14 protein-coding genes are annotated in these 16,346 nt (G+C 36.3%); 5 read left to right on the top strand and 9 right to left on the bottom strand.

The genetic code is table 11. The annotated features are described in order from the left end of the window. The first annotated feature begins 63 nt into the window (after window positions 1-63). Together F6K15_RS38465 and F6K15_RS38460 are read left to right on the top strand one after the other, a co-directional pair. On the top strand, window positions 64-795 hold the full coding sequence (locus F6K15_RS38465) for a transposase (protein ID WP_363268225.1): 732 nt from the start codon (window positions 64-66) through the stop codon (window positions 793-795). A gap of 74 nt (window positions 796-869) precedes the next feature. Further along, on the top strand, window positions 870-1,238 hold the full coding sequence (locus F6K15_RS38460) for a transposase (RefSeq protein WP_363268223.1): 369 nt from the start codon (window positions 870-872) through the stop codon (window positions 1,236-1,238). Window positions 1,239-1,617: 379 nt separating this feature from the next. Here F6K15_RS38460 and F6K15_RS18220 read toward each other — a convergent pair whose 3' ends face one another. Next, window positions 1,618-3,210, bottom strand: coding sequence for an Hsp70 family protein (locus F6K15_RS18220; RefSeq protein WP_293063006.1), 1,593 nt, complete (start codon window positions 3,208-3,210; stop codon window positions 1,618-1,620). 946 nt (window positions 3,211-4,156) lie between these two features. Between F6K15_RS18220 and F6K15_RS18215 the strand changes: the two genes are divergently transcribed. Then, the gene (locus F6K15_RS18215) at window positions 4,157-6,337 is read left to right on the top strand and encodes a bifunctional serine/threonine-protein kinase/formylglycine-generating enzyme family protein (protein WP_293063005.1); all 2,181 of its coding nucleotides are present in this window, start codon (window positions 4,157-4,159) and stop codon (window positions 6,335-6,337) included. A 353-nt stretch (window positions 6,338-6,690) separates the two neighbouring features. On the opposite strand, the gene F6K15_RS18210 is transcribed toward F6K15_RS18215, so the two are convergent. The 4 genes from F6K15_RS18210 to sodN form a co-directional block, all read right to left on the bottom strand. Continuing rightward, entirely contained in the window at window positions 6,691-6,828 is a 138-nt protein-coding gene (locus F6K15_RS18210; RefSeq protein WP_293063004.1) for a hypothetical protein, read from the bottom strand. A 188-nt stretch (window positions 6,829-7,016) separates the two neighbouring features. Continuing rightward, window positions 7,017-7,151 (bottom strand): hypothetical protein, encoded by a 135-nt coding sequence (locus tag F6K15_RS18205; RefSeq protein WP_293063003.1) that lies wholly within the window; start codon window positions 7,149-7,151, stop codon window positions 7,017-7,019. 1,278 nt (window positions 7,152-8,429) lie between these two features. Further along, window positions 8,430-8,789, bottom strand: a complete 360-nt coding sequence (gene sodX / locus F6K15_RS18200; protein ID WP_293063002.1) for a nickel-type superoxide dismutase maturation protease — start codon at window positions 8,787-8,789, stop codon at window positions 8,430-8,432. A 30-nt stretch (window positions 8,790-8,819) separates the two neighbouring features. Then, on the bottom strand, window positions 8,820-9,278 hold the full coding sequence (gene sodN, locus F6K15_RS18195) for a superoxide dismutase, Ni (RefSeq protein WP_293063001.1): 459 nt from the start codon (window positions 9,276-9,278) through the stop codon (window positions 8,820-8,822). Between the two features lie 224 nt (window positions 9,279-9,502). Here sodN and F6K15_RS18190 point away from each other — a divergent pair, with 224 nt between their 5' ends. Continuing rightward, window positions 9,503-10,462, top strand: a complete 960-nt coding sequence (locus F6K15_RS18190) for an orange carotenoid protein N-terminal domain-containing protein (protein ID WP_293063000.1) — start codon at window positions 9,503-9,505, stop codon at window positions 10,460-10,462. Between the two features lie 223 nt (window positions 10,463-10,685). Continuing rightward, a complete protein-coding gene (locus tag F6K15_RS18185; protein ID WP_293062999.1) occupies window positions 10,686-11,018 on the top strand; it encodes a hypothetical protein in 333 nt (110 codons plus the stop codon). A 74-nt stretch (window positions 11,019-11,092) separates the two neighbouring features. On the opposite strand, the gene F6K15_RS18180 is transcribed toward F6K15_RS18185, so the two are convergent. The 4 genes from F6K15_RS18180 to F6K15_RS18165 form a co-directional block, all read right to left on the bottom strand. After that, window positions 11,093-11,950 carry an EI24 domain-containing protein gene (locus tag F6K15_RS18180; protein WP_293062997.1) on the bottom strand — a complete coding sequence of 286 codons (858 nt, stop codon included), beginning with the start codon at window positions 11,948-11,950 and terminating at the stop codon, window positions 11,093-11,095. A gap of 1,470 nt (window positions 11,951-13,420) precedes the next feature. Beyond that, window positions 13,421-14,488, bottom strand: a complete 1,068-nt coding sequence (locus tag F6K15_RS18175) for a branched-chain amino acid aminotransferase (RefSeq protein WP_293062995.1) — start codon at window positions 14,486-14,488, stop codon at window positions 13,421-13,423. Window positions 14,489-14,693: 205 nt separating this feature from the next. Beyond that, window positions 14,694-14,861 (bottom strand): YqaE/Pmp3 family membrane protein, encoded by a 168-nt coding sequence (locus F6K15_RS18170; RefSeq protein ID WP_293062993.1) that lies wholly within the window; start codon window positions 14,859-14,861, stop codon window positions 14,694-14,696. Between the two features lie 152 nt (window positions 14,862-15,013). Next, entirely contained in the window at window positions 15,014-15,958 is a 945-nt protein-coding gene (locus F6K15_RS18165; RefSeq protein WP_293062991.1) for a methyltransferase domain-containing protein, read from the bottom strand. Window positions 15,959-16,346: the final 388 nt, after the last annotated feature.

Raw genomic sequence — 16,346 nt, 5'->3', positions numbered from 1 at the left:
TTACAAAATGCCAATAGGTATTTCTATAATTTCAGAAATAAATGCTAATTATATAAATAATTTTTGCTACAAAGCGGATATATTTTTGCATCAATAAAAAATCTGATACTTTCTCCCGGTATAGCTAAAATAAAATCTGATTTTCATGGCGAAATTCAACTCAGAGATAATCCAGATTATTACTCCCAGAAAAAGGATTTGGTAAATACCAAAGACAAATTTCGGGAGTACAAATTAATTCATTCTCAAGTATTGCAAGATTGCATTAAACGGGTAAAACTAGCCTTTGATAGGTGGTTTAAAGCAAATAAAAACGGGCAGAGATTAGGGAAGCCAAGATTCAAGAAAAAAAGTCGTTATCGTAGTTTCACTTATCCTCAAATAAAACAGGAGTGTATTGTCAATCAAAGAATTAATCTTCCCAAAATTGGTAATGTAAAGTTGATTCAACATCGGCCGTTGCCAGAAGGTTTTCAAATTAAAACAGTCATAATTAGCCGTAAAGCGGATGGCTATTATGTAACTTTATCCTTAGAGGATAAATCAGTTCCCTCATTAAATTCTGAAGTAAAACCTACATCAGAAAATACTCTGGGAATAGATATGGGACTGAAGGAATTCTTGACGACAAGCTCAGGAGAATTAGTTCCAATTCCTCAATACTATCGAAAATATCAGCAGCGATTAAAGACGTTACAAAAACGTTTATCTAAAAAGAAAAAAGGTAGTAAAAGATGGTTAAAAGCTATAAAAGCAGTAGCCAAACAACATAAAAAAGGTAGCCGACAAGCGTAAATATTTTCATTTTAAAACAGCCAATGAATTGTTATCAAAAGCGGATATTATTGCCCATGTAGACGCGGAGCGGCGTGCCGGAGGCAAACTTAAACATTAAAGGGCAAGCATTGACCCGTTTGAGTAAATCAATTAACGATGCTGGATGGGGACAATTCCTGTCTATTTTGACTGTCAAAGCTGAAAATGCTGGACAGAAAACCATAGCAGTGAACCCCAGAAATACTAGCCAAGATTGCTCAAATTGTGGTGAAAAAGTCAATAAAGAATTAAACATACGAACTCATTCTTGCCCGCACTGCGGCATTGTAATAGACCGCGATGTAAACGCGGCGATGAATATAAAAAATAGGGCGGTAGGGCATTCCGTCCTTAAAGCTCGTGGAGCCCCATGCAATAGCAGGGCAGCGAAACGAGAAGCCCACACTATAGCGTTAGCTTAGTGTGGGAGTATGTCACGAAGCACTAATACCTGTTTTGGCACTAGAATTTCAAAGCTAATACCATTAACTTCGATAAAATTACTTTCATTAATAATATATAATTAATTTTTCTTATTTCCTACTCAAAAATTACATATATATATTAGACATCTCCAAAAATTAAAAATTAAAGCAATTATCCTGCAGAAATTATCAATTATTTTCTCCTACTCCCTACTCCCTCTTTTATAGAGATATCTATTGTCTAAAACCATACTAATGCAGGATGGCGGAATTAACTGGTTACAAAATCCTAAAACAATTACAAATCAAAAATGATTGACTTTTGTATGGGCGAATGCCATTCGCCCCTACGACTTTTAACTTCTGCGTAGCGGCGCTAACTCAATTGCACAACAGCTTGCTCATTTAACAAAGTTTCATTTGTCAATAAATCCTCCACCGTTATTCTGAGAAATCTAGATTCATCCACCCAAAACAATACTTTAATTCGATCCCTTCCAGGATTTCCAGGAGGACTTAATTGAGCAATACTACGACCTCCCTCTCGGTCATTTAAAGGTTTTACTAAAGTTTGTTCTCCAGATATTTTGCGAGTAATTAGGCGATCGCCATCGAAATAAACTTCTGTCCCACCAGACTCAGCACCCAATTCTCCCAAAATTAATTCAATACTTGGTTGACTATTCACCGAAGCACCCAAAACCAACTCCACAGAATTACTCATTGGATATGGTTGACCAGATTTAATCAAAGGATGCCAACTATGAACGTTTTTCCTTCTATCCCAATAGCGGATACCATAACTGTGATACAAAAAGTCTTTAATCTCTACTCCTTGAGTTAATTGCAATGCTCCCTGAGAAATTGCTTCAAAAGGTTTTTCACAACGAATTTTTCCAGCATCAAAATATTCTTTTACCCACCTCTGAACTGCTGGTATTTGTACTGTTCCTCCCACCAATAAAACTGCATCAATTTCCGATAACTCTATTCCTTGTCTTTTTGCCTGCATTAAAACCTGATTCATCGATTCATCAAGACTGACAAAAAATCCCTTTTCTCTGAGAATCTCCTCAAAGCCATCTCGCCCTAATTCCAACTCATAACTTTCTAAACTTTCATCATCAAAATAAACCTCTGCTGCCTGCTGCTGTAAAGACAATTGAATCTTCAACTTTTCTGCCAAACGAGTAGTTAAAGGAGTCTTTTCAAGACCTTGATTTTTGACAAAATAATCCACTAACCAATTATCAATATCTGACCCCCCTAAATTCTGTCCTGCTTTTGCTAAAACTCTGGCAATTTTTGGCTTTTGATTTGAACTTTTACCAAAAGATTTTTCACCCCATTTCAGAATAAAACCCAAAGGTTGTTTTTGTATCGAATTATCCAACCTTACCAAAGATAAATCTAATGTTCCCCCACCAAAATCAACCACCAATAAAATTTCTGCCTCTTTCATTCCATAACCTAAAGCTGCGGCAGTAGGTTCATCAATCATTCGTACTTGTTCAACTTCTAAAGACTGACAAACCTCCCCCAACCAATTACGATAAGCTTCAAAACTATCAACTGGAACAGTAAAAATTAAAGATTCTACAGGCAAAGGAACATTCCGAATACCAGCCACAACTTGTTGTAAAAATAACTTTCCCACTTGTTCAAAAGAGACCACCTGACCATCAAGCTCAGGCAAAAATCCTTTAATATCTGAGCCAATACCCCGCTTAAAATTCCGAAAGAAACGAGAATCTGTATTCACATCGTAACCCCTATCTCTAACTTGCTGACCTATTACTATTTTATTTTCAGCAACATTCTCTACATAAACCAAACTCGGAATTAGAGGTGGATTTTGTCCAGAAATAATTGACAAACCTGGTAATTTAACAATTTCAGGCTGTTGAGTTGTTTGATTCCAACGGGAAATTACCGTATTACTTGTTCCGAAGTCTATTGCTATAGTCATTTAGTTATTTAAGTTAAATATTCTATAATTTTCAATTTTCAGAATTATAGAATATTGGTTGACAAACACAAATTTGACATGATATTATAATCATAATGGAAAAGGTGCGCTCATATATACTCAACTTCAAAAGACCGTAATATAGACTATTTAACGTTGACGGGAATTTGCAGCTTAATCAAATATCAAATAGCGATTATTCCTGTAGAAAAAATTCCGTCGCCCACCCAAGTAAGAGAACAATATTAATACTCAAACTACATCAGAAATACTAAAGCCAACCGAAGCAATCCTGACTATATTAAACTATGGTTGACAAACAAAAACTTGACATGATATTATAATCATAATAGAAAAGGTGCGCTCATATATACTCAACTTCAAAAGACCATAAATAGACTATTTAACGTTGACGGGAATTTGTAGCTTAATCAAATACTAAATAGCTATTATTCCTGTAGAAAAAATTCCGTTGCCCCCCAAGTAAGAGAACAATATTAATACTCAAACTACATCAGAAATACTAAAGCCAACCGAAGCAATCCTGACTATCTTAGACTATGGTTGACAAATAAAAATTTGACATGATATTGTAATCATAATGGAGAAGGTGCGCTCATATATACTCAATTTTAAAAGACCATAAATAGACTATTTGACGTTGACGGGAATTTGCAACTTAATCAAATACTAAATAGGGATTATTCATGTAGAAAAAATTCCGTCGCCCCCTGCAAACAAGACGACAATATTAATACTCAAACTGAATCAAAAATACTAAAGTCAACCGAAGCAATCCTGACTATATTAGACTATGGTTGACAAATAAAAACTTGACATGATTATGTAAGTATAATGGAGAAGGTGCGCTCATATATACTCAAATTGATTAGGCCAAAAACAGCATATTTCCCAGGTAAAGGAAAGTCTGATAACTGAAAAAATCATGCAGTCTGGAAAAATCCTGAGAAACCACTATAAAATTATTGACTCTCTGGGAAGTGGAGGATTTGGAGATACCTACTTAGCTCAAGATTTAGACTTACCAGGAAAACCCAAATGTGTCCTTAAGCATCTTAAGCCTAAAGGAAGTAAAAAATGGGATTTACCTTTTCTGCAAAGATTCATCCCTTGGTTCAGCAACAATAAAAGTTCAGACCCAGAAGTTTTAGCTATTGCCCAAAAGTTATTTGAGAGAGAAGCAAAGACTCTCTACAAATTAGGCAAAGACTCAGACCGAATACCAAAATTATTTGCACATTTTCAGGAAGGAACAGAATTTTACCTAGTACAAGAATATATAGAAGGGCACGATATTAGTAGGGAACTTACGTCGGGGAGAAAATTAAGCGAGTCTTATACTATTGCCTTACTCATAGGAATATTAGAAGCATTAGCAGTAGCTCATCAAAATAATATTATTCATCGAGACATTAAGCCACAAAATTTGATGCGTCGAAAGTCGGATAACAAAATAGTATTGATAGATTTTGGTGCGGTAAAAGAAATAAGTGTATTAACTACAACTAACCAACCAGGAACCACTACTTTAACAGTAGCAGTCGGAACACCTGGGTATATGCCAAGCGAACAAAGTAACGGCAAACCAAAATTGAGTAGCGATATTTATGCAGTGGGAATGGTTGGAATAAAAGCACTCACAGGAAAAGAACCAAAAAACTTACCAACAGACTCAAAGACAGGAAATATTATCTGGCGAAATGAAGCACAAGTGAGTGACGACCTGGCAAATATATTAGATAGCATGGTGCGGGAATATTTTTCACAGCGTTATGAAAATGCCATGAAAGTATTAGAAGTATTAAAAGTATTAAATTTTCAAACTCCACCACCCCCTCCACCAGAACCAACACCAGTCCCCCTACCTACTCAAACAGAAACAGTAGTAGCAAAACCCCAACCCCAACCTAATAAAACGAATAAAACTAGAAGACAAATATTGATATTAGGAGGTTTAGCAGGAAGTGGGTTTGTCGCAGCAATATTAAGTAGAGGTTTTGGGAATAAACCATCTCCAGAAAATATTTCTACTTCCCAACCAACACTAGAAACACCTCCAGAAAATATTTATCCTCCCGAACCAACAACAGAAACTCCCCTTCCACTATTAACATTAGGAGGTTTGGCAGTAGGTGGGTTTGTCGCAGCAATGTTAACTAAATATTTGTGGAGTAGAACACCTCTAGAAAATATTTCTACTTCAGAACCAATACCAGAACCTCCCCCTCAACCAGAACCAACACCAAAACCTACCCCTCCACCACAACCCAAATTTTCCATTCAGACATTTACTACCGTCATAGTTAACAGGAAAGGAGAAGTAATAAGTCGCCTTCCAGGTAAAGCAGAAGTAATGAGAGAAAACCTCGGCAATGGAATTTCCCTAGAAATGGTAAAAATTCCCGCAGGTAGATTTTTCATGGGGTCTCCAGAGACGGAAGAAGGAAGAAGAGATAGTGAAAGTCCGCAAAATTATGTAGATGTGCCAGAATTTTTCATGGGAAAGTATCCAGTCACTCAAGCGCAGTGGTCAGCAGTTATGGGAAATAATCCTTCTTACTTTAAAGGTGCAAACCGCCCTGTAGAACAAGTAAGCTGGAATTGGGCTACAAAGTTTTGTCAGGAACTCTCAGGCATAACAGGTAAAAAATATAGTTTACCCAGTGAGAGTCAGTGGGAATATGCTTGTCGAGCAGGAACAACAACGCCTTTCTATTTTGGCGAAACTATAACGTCTGAGTTAGCTAACTATTATGATTACAGAAAGATTTATGCTGATGAACTGAGAGGAATATGTTGTGAAGAAACTACAGATGTGGGAATTTTTCCACCCAATAGTTTTGGTTTGTACGATATGCATGGAAATGTCTGGGAATGGTGTCAGGATGTTTGGCATGATAACTATAATGGAGCGCCTACTGATGGTAGTGCTTGGGAAACTGGAGGTGATAGTAATATCAGACTGCTCCGTGGTGGTGGCTGGGACGACTATTCTTGGGTTTGCCGGTGTGCCTGGCGTGGCTACTACTATGCCGTCGCCCTCTTCAACAATAGAGGTTTTCGGATTGTCTGGTCTGTTCCGGTGGTTTCTGCCTTTGGTTCCTAGAATTCTTCCTCTTTTCCCCTTTTCCCTCTTTTCCCTTTTTCCCTCTTTTTCTTTCCCTCCCGCGAATTAATCCGTACATCCGTGCCATAATCCGTGTGAGCTTAGAACTCAGGGCAAGACAAGGATTTTGCCACGGATGCACGGATCAGAAGATTTGCATTCTGTGAAGCTACCTAAAAAATCCGCAAGGATATTCCCCTTGCCAGCAGAAAAAATTTCTGATACAATTTAGTCATTGGGTGTCGTTCGCCCCTACGCATGACTTTTTATTCAACGCAAAAAATACCCCACAACTGAATGAGTCATATCGAAGTTTGAAATCTTCCCTCTTTAATCTCTGTATTTTTTTATCCTCATTCCTTAACAGTAGCGATCGCCTGATTCCATAGAATCCTGACAACTTCCGCATTGCCTAAATCCCAAACAACTCTCAGACAAGTCAGAGCAAGATAAGGATTTTGCCACAGATGCAAATCTTCTGAACCTTGCATTCTGTGAAGCTACCTAAAAAATCCGCAAGGATATTCCCCTTGCCAGCAGAAAAAATTTCTGATACAATTTAATCATTGGGGGTTGTTCGCCCCTGCGTATGATTTTTTTATTCAACACAATATCCACAACTGAATGAGTCATATCCGAGTTTGAAATCTTCCCTCTTGAATCTCTGTATTTTTTATCCTCATTCCTTAACAGTAGCGATCGCCTGATTCCATAGAATCCTTAAAACTTCTGCATTACCTAAATCCCAAACAACTCTCAGAGAAGTCAGGGCAAGACAAGGATTGCCACGGATATACGGATGACTAATCTGCATTCTGTGAAGCTACCAAAAAAATCGGCGAGAAAAGGATATTCCCCTTGCATCGGCAAAAAATTTCTGATACGATTTAGTCATTAGGGGTGGTTCGTCCCCCCCCAAGTATGACTTTTTATTCAACACAAAAAATACCCCACAACTGAAAAAGTCATTTCAAATTTTTCAATCTTTGCCCTTTAAATTCTGTATCTTATTAAATCCTCATCCTTGACCTTAGCGATCGCTTAAGTTAAAAGTTTTAATTATCAATATCAGATTATACTTTTAAAATTTTAAATTTTGTCATCAATCTCTGACAAAAAACATCAAAAAAAGCCTAAATTAGCTCACGGAGTTTCAATAGTTTCAGCCTTTTTGTGATAAAATAAAGAAATTATAATCAAAGGGTAATTATTACCCAATGGAAATTTTCAGCCCAAAACCCTAATTATTTCGTTCTTTAAGTAAGCGATCGCCAAACATTGATTCAACGATGATGAACTAATTTTTGTCAGTTACTCTCATAGTAGTTTGACCTGCTTATAAATATATGGTAAGCAAAAAAAATAATTAATGAAATAGACCGAGAATAAGAACAATAATTCTCTTATCCACCGTTTAACTTCACCTGATAACGACTCAATGGATAGACAACTGAATAAACTTACTCATTTTAGTTTGACAGCTATAGTTATGAGTAAGTTTGATGAACTTTAGAGAAGTTTTTGCTTTCTGTATTTACCCCTAAAAATTGTATCAAATCCGCTTAATTAGGTATAAAAAAATTTTACATCTTCATCAAAGAGGAAATCTTTCTAAATTCTCTTCCCTTCTGACTCCTGTACAGGGGAATTGCCATTCGCCCCTACAACTCCTGACTCCTAGATTAACTTTCCAAATATACCGATGCTACCAGATTTGATATTAGACATCTCCAAACAATAAAAAATAAAATAAATTATCGTACAGAAACCACCAATTATTTCACCCTATTTCCTACTCCCTAAAATTTACCGAACAATTAATTATTAATTAGGGCTTGCTGATTAATTCTAAAAGTATTGACTGATATTAGTTTTAGCGTTTTAGACTTGAAAAAAGTAGCAGCTTTTCGGTGGAAAAAGCTCAAAAGTCCAGGTATTTTGGGATGATTATGGCAGAAAAATTGAGAGACAAAACGCCAGCTCCTACCTCCTCGCTCCCGATCCATTTCTCCCCTCCTGGGAGGGGTTAGGGGTGGGTTGTCTCCTGTCTCCTGTCTCCTATCCGAGCAAAAAGACTTTCCATACGCAAACCCTAATTATTAATTATTACAGGAAACTTGCTAGTAACCCTACCAATAATTTGTTGCCAACTCACACAACCAAAAGAACGACTATCATTACTTTCTTCCTTATTTTCTCCCATCAAAAAACAGTCACCTTTTTCATCAACAAAGGCAACCCATTTAATTATTTTCAAATCTTGACGATAGGGATGTTCAGCCACCACCAGATCACCAATTTCTGGTAAAAAGTGGCGGTAGGCTCTTGTATCCACAAGAATTTCCTCCCCAGGCTTAAGTAGAGGAAACATAGAAAATCCAGTGACACAAAACCGTTGACGCAACCTTAATAACCAAAGTAATAACTCTTTATTACTACTTTCCTGTATCAACTTTTTACCTACCACCTCAAACGAAAAAAATTAGCTAGCCTTTACCCAAGCTACATCACGTTCCTTAGTAGCCCAGAACATACCGTGGATTTTCTCCACAGCAGCTAGTAACTCAGTAGCATGCTCCAAACTAACTTCTACTTTACAAGCAGAGCATAACTTGGCAGCCTTCCAGAAAGTATCGTGGAGGTCTGGATACTTTTCTAAATGTACAGGCTTAAAATAATCAGTCCAAAGAACGAGTAAATCTTCCTTAGTCTTCTGAGCTTGCTCTTCCTTAATTGCAATATAACGAGAAAGAGTATTAGCAGTCTTATGATCTCCAGCTTTTGGGTCAAGCTCTAGGATTTTCTTAGTCATAGACAATACAGCTTCAGCGTAAATACGAGCAGAAGCAGGGTCGTACACACCACAAGGGCCATCGCAGTGAGCGCTAACTTCTGGTGCAGGGAAGGACTTTCTAATCTGATTAGCAATTCTATTGAGCATAGTTTTCTAAGATATTCCTATGTGTATGAAAAATGTAAAGTAATGTTACGATGAAATAGTGGTTAACAAGGAAAGCTTTTCCTAATAATCTCCACCTACCCTAGTTTAAATCAAAAGTGTGGGTATTTATCATTTTCCGATAATCCCCACCCACCCCATATTGAAATGAAAAGTGTGGGTATTTCTGAATTTTGAATTTTGGATTCCTTTATCAAGATAAACCTATGCCATTTTCAATTGATACAGCTCGTAATATCTTTCCCAGCACCTTATCCGCTGATGCAGTGCCAGCTACCATCGCTCGCTTCACTCAACTAAGCGCAGAAGACCAACTAGCTCTCATTTGGTTCGCTTACTTAGAAATGGGCAAAACAATCACAATTGCTGCTCCAGGAGCTGCCAATATGCAGCTTGCAGAAAGAACTATGAATGAAATTAAGCAAATGAACTTTCAGGAGCAAACCCAAGTAATGTGTGACTTGGCTAACCGCGCCGATACACCAATATGTCGCACCTACGGTACTTGGACTCCAAACATTAAGTTGGGCTTTTGGTATCAACTTGGAGAATGGATGAATCAGGGACTTGTTGCTCCTATACCAGAGGGTTATCAGCTTTCTGCTAATGCTTCAGCCGTTTTGGGAACTATTCAAGGATTAGATTCTGGTCAGCAAATCACTGTTTTGAGAAATTCTGTGATTGATATGGGTTTTGATGTTAAAAATTTGGGCAACTATACCCGAGTTTCTGAGCCTGTTGTTGCTCCACAGAATATGGCAGAGCGAAGTAAAGTTACGATTCAAGGTGTTGATAATCCTACTATCTTGAATTACATGAATAACTTGAATGCCAATGACTTTAATGCACTGATTGAGTTATTCACTCCAGATGGCGGCCTACAACCTCCTTTCCGTAGACCAATTGTGGGCAAAGATGCCATTTTGCGATTCTTTCAAGAAGAATGTCAGAATCTGAAGTTAATCCCAGAGCAAGGAATTTCTGAACCTGTTGAGGATGGTTATACTCAGATTAAGGTTACTGGTAAATGCCAAACTCCTTGGTTTGGAGCTGGTGTAGGTATGAATATTGCTTGGAGATTTTTGCTCAATGCTGAAGGTAAAATTTTCTTTGTGGCGATCGACTTATTGGCCTCTGCTAAAGAGTTGTTAAATTTGGCCAGGTAGAAAGAAATAGGTAACTTTACCAAAAATATTTAACTATACAAAAATAAATTTTAGTGAGTGTCTTTAGATAGAACACTCTTTTTTTTTGTTATGGCAAGGAATATAGATGAGTAAATTAATATAAATTTTATTTTACCTAGCTACTGAATTAGGTTATATATGCTACGATTAGCAATTACATAAAAAATCATAATCACACCATAGATTTTAAGAAATAAGAAAGATGATGCAACTTACTGATACTCAGTGGTCTATAACAGAAGAAAAGATTGCACAAGCAGCTTTGTCCAAAGCTAAGGAACGAGAAATCAATGCTTTAGTCACAACAGTGCGCCAACAAGCAAGTGGAATTCAAGAATTTGATGATTTATGGTATCTACATGATTTCCTCAGTGCCAGAAGATACGATCTAGATGGCAAGTATGACTCCAGAAATGCAACTGTGATTTTTGCTCTAGCTGGCTTAGTAAAAGAGGGATGGTTGAAGATAGATGAGCTAGAAGGCTTGGATAAAGAAAAGCTCACAAAAGTATCTGCCATGACTCGTATTATCTAATATCATCTGAACTATAAATCTAAGTCAAGAGCGGGTTGTGAAATGAACTTCGATTCTATCTAAGCCCGCACTATTTAAGCTTGATGATCTGGCAGTAAGTTTGGTAAGACGCGATCGCAACAAAATAAAGTCCCTGCCGCGACACATAGTGGAATACCTAAGAAGTTAACTATGGGAATGGTAATTAAAGCTTGACAAATTAACCCAAAAGTGGCACTTGCTGGTAAGCTACGACGCACTACTGTTAACTTCTCTCGAAATTTTAATTTTCTTCTCTCCAAAAACCCATCAAAAAAGTCAAGACAAACAATGGAAGTTGTTAGAACTATGCCACCAATAGTTACGATTAAAGAGCCTCCAGGGAGAAAGTTGAGTAGCAACATAGGCAAACCTATTACTAAGAGTAATCCAATTTTTTTTAACTCAAAAAGTATGGCTCGCCAAATATCTCTGAGAGAGCCTAATAAGCTTGGTGGAGCTTCAGGCAATGTGCCAGTTATAATTTTTTCTAATTGCTCAGAAAGTTGACCATAAAAAGGTGAACCTAGAATAGCTCCAAATTGTACTAACAAAAATCCAATTATCAGCAATAATATTGGTAAGAGAATTACTTGTACAAGTTTATATAAAACATTATCTATATAACTTAAGAAGTTTAACCATTTTGGTAATTGAGCAATCAAAGCATCAAAGCGTAAAGATAAGTTATTAAAAATAGTATTAATTAAATCAATTCCTGGTAGAAGTAAACTAATATAAAGAAGAATACCTACAACGATATTAATCAAAATTGGAACAACTATATAACCTATTAATTTTGGATTTTTGACAAATATCATTAAAGCACGAAAATGGTAAGTTGCCCCTGCGAATAATCCGATAGGAGCCTCAAATATAGATAATATTGACTTAATTTTTTTTTGTTTTACCATGAGTTAATTGAGAGTAGTTATAGCAAATTGATAAATTTTTGCTACAAATAGCTAGGATGTTTCTTAGGAGTCAACCCACCCCTAAAGTAAGCTATCAGCCGTCAGCTATCAGCCATCAGCTATTGCTTTTAGTTTTAGATAAAAACTTTACTAATTGAACCAGAATTTATACTTACGTCTAAAAGCTAGCTGAAACAGTCTATATTCATTTAAACCCTAGAGCTGAGAGCTGAAAGCTGACAGCTCTCCCAGGAGGGGAGGGGAAGTCAGGAGGACCGAGTCACACGGGAATGGTTTCAATACGATTTTTTAGGTCGTAAATCATCTTTTTTGTCAAAGTACATATCCTGCATTTGTCTTTTTATTCCTCTTACTATTCGTAACATTATTTTTTGAAATTGGTATTATATGAAATACAAAAAATTGTGCAAATATACGAATCTACTCATATCCCCATCTCCCCATCTCCCCATCAATCTTTGATAGCAAACATTAACCTATTTCATATTAGTAATTATGAGATAGAATGAAGAGTGAAATTAAGTAGTGGACTGTTTCATCTAAAATGTTGCAATAGAAAATGGGGGATGGGGTGATGGGGGGATGGGGTGACGAAAAAAGCTAATGCACTATTTTAGGTGAAACAATCCAGTAGGGTGTGTGACGATACCCTGACCATTTCTGGAATAATGGTCGGTTTTTCTGTCACGCACCGTGTGCCGTGGAATAGTGCATTACATAATCAATTCGCACCATACATGATTTAACATTTATTTGACAAACAGTTTTTTAATGAGTGATATCATGTCCGGTTGAACAGTTATAAAATAAATAACGACGGAGTCCTCACGAGTCAACCCACCCCTAACTCCTCCCAGGAGGGAAGAAAGAAGGAGGAAGAAAAAGAACAGGATAAGAAGGAGAAAGTTTTTTTATCACGCTCTTATCCGGACATGATATGAGTGGAGATTCAGATTTTTTTTAGAGGAAAAATTCCTAATCTATAGAAGTATTAAATTATTTGTAGAAAATCAGATTGTTATACATATTTATATTTAGCTTATCTATCTTTCAATTATCTCCAGAATATTTTTGATACTAACTACAATAGAAAGTTATATTAAGGCTCATTAATTAGCCATAAGAAAAATTTTTTCTCTGATAAATTTCTCCATTTTCCCTGTTCCCTGTTCCCTGTTGCCTGTTCCCCATTCCCTAAAATTTTTATTATGGGTATTTAAAGAAACATGATATTAGCTATATTTAACATACAAAAATTGTGGGATGATAGAAGATTTGTATTAAGTGCTTAAGCAAAATTAATTACCTAATTTTATTCTCTGTAATTTTTACAGCATCAGCTTTTTCGCTTTAGAGTATGTGTAATTAATTTTGCATGACTACTTAGTGAATCAACCAATAATTTTTAGTTTTCATCTCATCCCAAGACCAATTATATTAACCTATAGTTTACAGTGGATAAACCCAACCGTAAGGATCAGTCACTTTAGCCGTTTTAATATCTTCTAATTTTTGCAACACTTGAGGAGCATATTTTCGTTCATAAACAGGAGGTAAAATCATATCTTTACCTTGATAATTAATAGTAGAAATATTAGCAATTGTAGCAGCCGTTCCCATACCAAATGCTTCAGAAAGATTACCCTCTTCATAAGCCTTTGCCACTTCATCAATAGAAATTAATCTTTCCTCAACTTTAACACCCATATCTCTCAATAAAGTTAAGGCACTATCTCTAGTAATTCCAGCTAAAATAGTGCCAGTCAATTTAGGAGTAATCACAACATCATTAATGACAAAAGCCACATTCATTGTGCCACATTCTTCAATATATTTTTTTTCCTTCCCATCCAACCATAAAACATTATCATAACCCTGTTGTTTAGCCTCTTTATCTGCTAATAAACTACCACCATAATTACCAGCACATTTAGCCGCACCTGTTCCACCTTCAGCAGCTCGTATATATTTGTCTGTAACAATCAACTTAACTGGTTCTGAATAATAAGCACCTACAGGGGAAGAAATAATAATAAATTTATAACTATTTGCTGGTTTAATACCAACAGATTCATCTGTAGCAAAATAAATAGGTCGAATATATAATACACTACCTGACTGAGTAGGAATCCAGTCAGAATCTACTCTAATTAATTCTTTCAAACCATCCAGAAAAATATCTTCAGGAATAGGTGGCATACATAATCGAAAAGCTGATTCGTTTATCCGTTTATAATTAGCTTGTGGGCGAAATAGTAAAGGTTTTCCAGTTGGACTTCTATAAGCTTTTAAACCTTCAAAAACCGCTTGACCATAATGCAAAACTGACAGAGAAGGAGCCATTGAAATATTGCCATAAGGAACTATTTTCACCTCTTGCCAATTACCATCTCTGTAGTCAACAACTAACATATGATCGCTAAATACTTTGCCAAACGAACTATTATTAATATCCTGTTCTTTAATGCGAGAGTGGCTAGTTTTTTCTATAGATATTTGAAGGTTTAGTGTTGTCATTATTACCTGGCTTGTCTAGTAAATGTAGTTTCTCTATAATACCATTTATCAGTTATGAATTGCCAGTAATTAGAGAATTGAAAGTAGAAAAATGAGTCGTATTTTAGTAGAGATAGGTTTAGGCTAATATTATGATTGGCTCTAACTTCAGAAATAATCAAAAAACCTACTCCTAACTCTACACCTAAATTATTAGGCTTAAAAATTATTGATCATGCTTGGCAATAACCCAAATAGCATGAACAATACCACCAATATAAAAACCAAAAATAGTTAAGAGAAGATTAATCCAAAAAGCACCGCCTAGACCAACGGTCAAGAAAACACCTAAAGGTGGTAAGAATATAGCAGCTAGAATTCGTAGTATAGTCATTTTAGTTACTCTTGTAATTTTTAAACTATTGTTCTTTCAATATGTGGCAGTTGCCACAAAGGCCAGGAATTATAGAATAGCCGAAACAAAGGAATTTTATATAGTTAATCTTCTTCCTTCTTCCTTCTTCCTTCTTCCTTCTTCATATAGCTTCAACTTTTAGTAGAACCTTTTCCGAAAAATTTTGGAGGTTTTGCTAAAGTATATACCTCCGTCTCAGTAGCGATCGCTTCCCGCAAATGTTTAGGTACTTGTAATATCCCCAATAAGGTAGTCCCATCCAACATCCGAAACCCACCAGTAGTTTTTTCTCTCAGAAGTTGATTAACTGTTTCAGGGTCAGGACGACTATTAATCATTTCTGTTGAACCAAGTACAAAACCCCAAGGTTGGCCATAAGTAGGAACATAACTACTATAAGATTGGACATAAGGAAAAACTTCTTTCATTGTATTCACAATTCGAGTATGAAGCTTCATTTCTCCTGAGGAAACAGGGCCAGCTTGCACAACAAAAAACCCTCCAGGAGTAAGCACCTGTAGAATCTTTTCAAAGTATTCCTTTGTAAACAACTGAAATGAAGGTCCCTCTTCAATAGGGTCAGAAAGGTCAGAAATAACTACATCCCAAATTTCACCAGAAGTCTCCAAAAATTCTAAAGCATCACCAATGACCAATTTGAGGCGAGGGTCATCAAAAGCATTAGCGTGCATCTCAGGTAAATGTTGACGACAAGCTTCAACCACTTCTTCATCAATGTCAATCATGGCCACTTGTTCTACTGTTTGCCAACGTAAGACCTCTCGAATAGTTGCTCCTTCACCACCACCAAGAACAAGAACTTTACTAGGAGATCCATGAAAAATCATGGCAGGATGTACCAGGGGTTCATGGTACAAAAATTCGTCTCCTGTAGAAGATTGCCATTTACCATCAAGAACCAGTGCTTTACCATAAATACCTGTGTCTATAATATACATATCCTGATAGGCAGTTTTTTTGTAGGCAAGTACCTTGGTAATACCATGAACATAAATATCCCAAGGTGTGATATACTCACTCAACCATAAATCTGCACCAACTTCACTACCTGCCATAAGCCATACTCCTGAATGAAATACTTTATCTCAATACTCAATATTGGGACAGGATATACTTCTTAGCACAAAATGGTTTTAGATTCCAACTATACTGAATACAAATCTGAAGTTTTACAGCTATTATTATTTAAATGATCTAAAATTTTATCCCGATGATTAGAGTAATTTTACTCAATCGCTTCAAGAGCAAGAACAACTTTTCTTAATTATTTTCCTAATTAAAACTATCTAAATTAATCAGTTAAGTCTTACTTTTGACTGTCTTGCCGCTCTTCCTTTCTATTGGTTGATTTGATCTGTTAATTAGGGATAAAATCTCTGCATCCCTTTACTCGTGAAATAGGGGATCGGCACTTTTAACTTTTGACTGGATAGGTTATACCAA

It is taken from the genome of Okeania sp. SIO2B3 (assembly GCF_010672525.1).
Classification (GTDB): Bacteria; Cyanobacteriota; Cyanobacteriia; order Cyanobacteriales; family Microcoleaceae; genus Okeania.
This window is presented reverse-complemented; position numbering and strand designations above follow the sequence as displayed.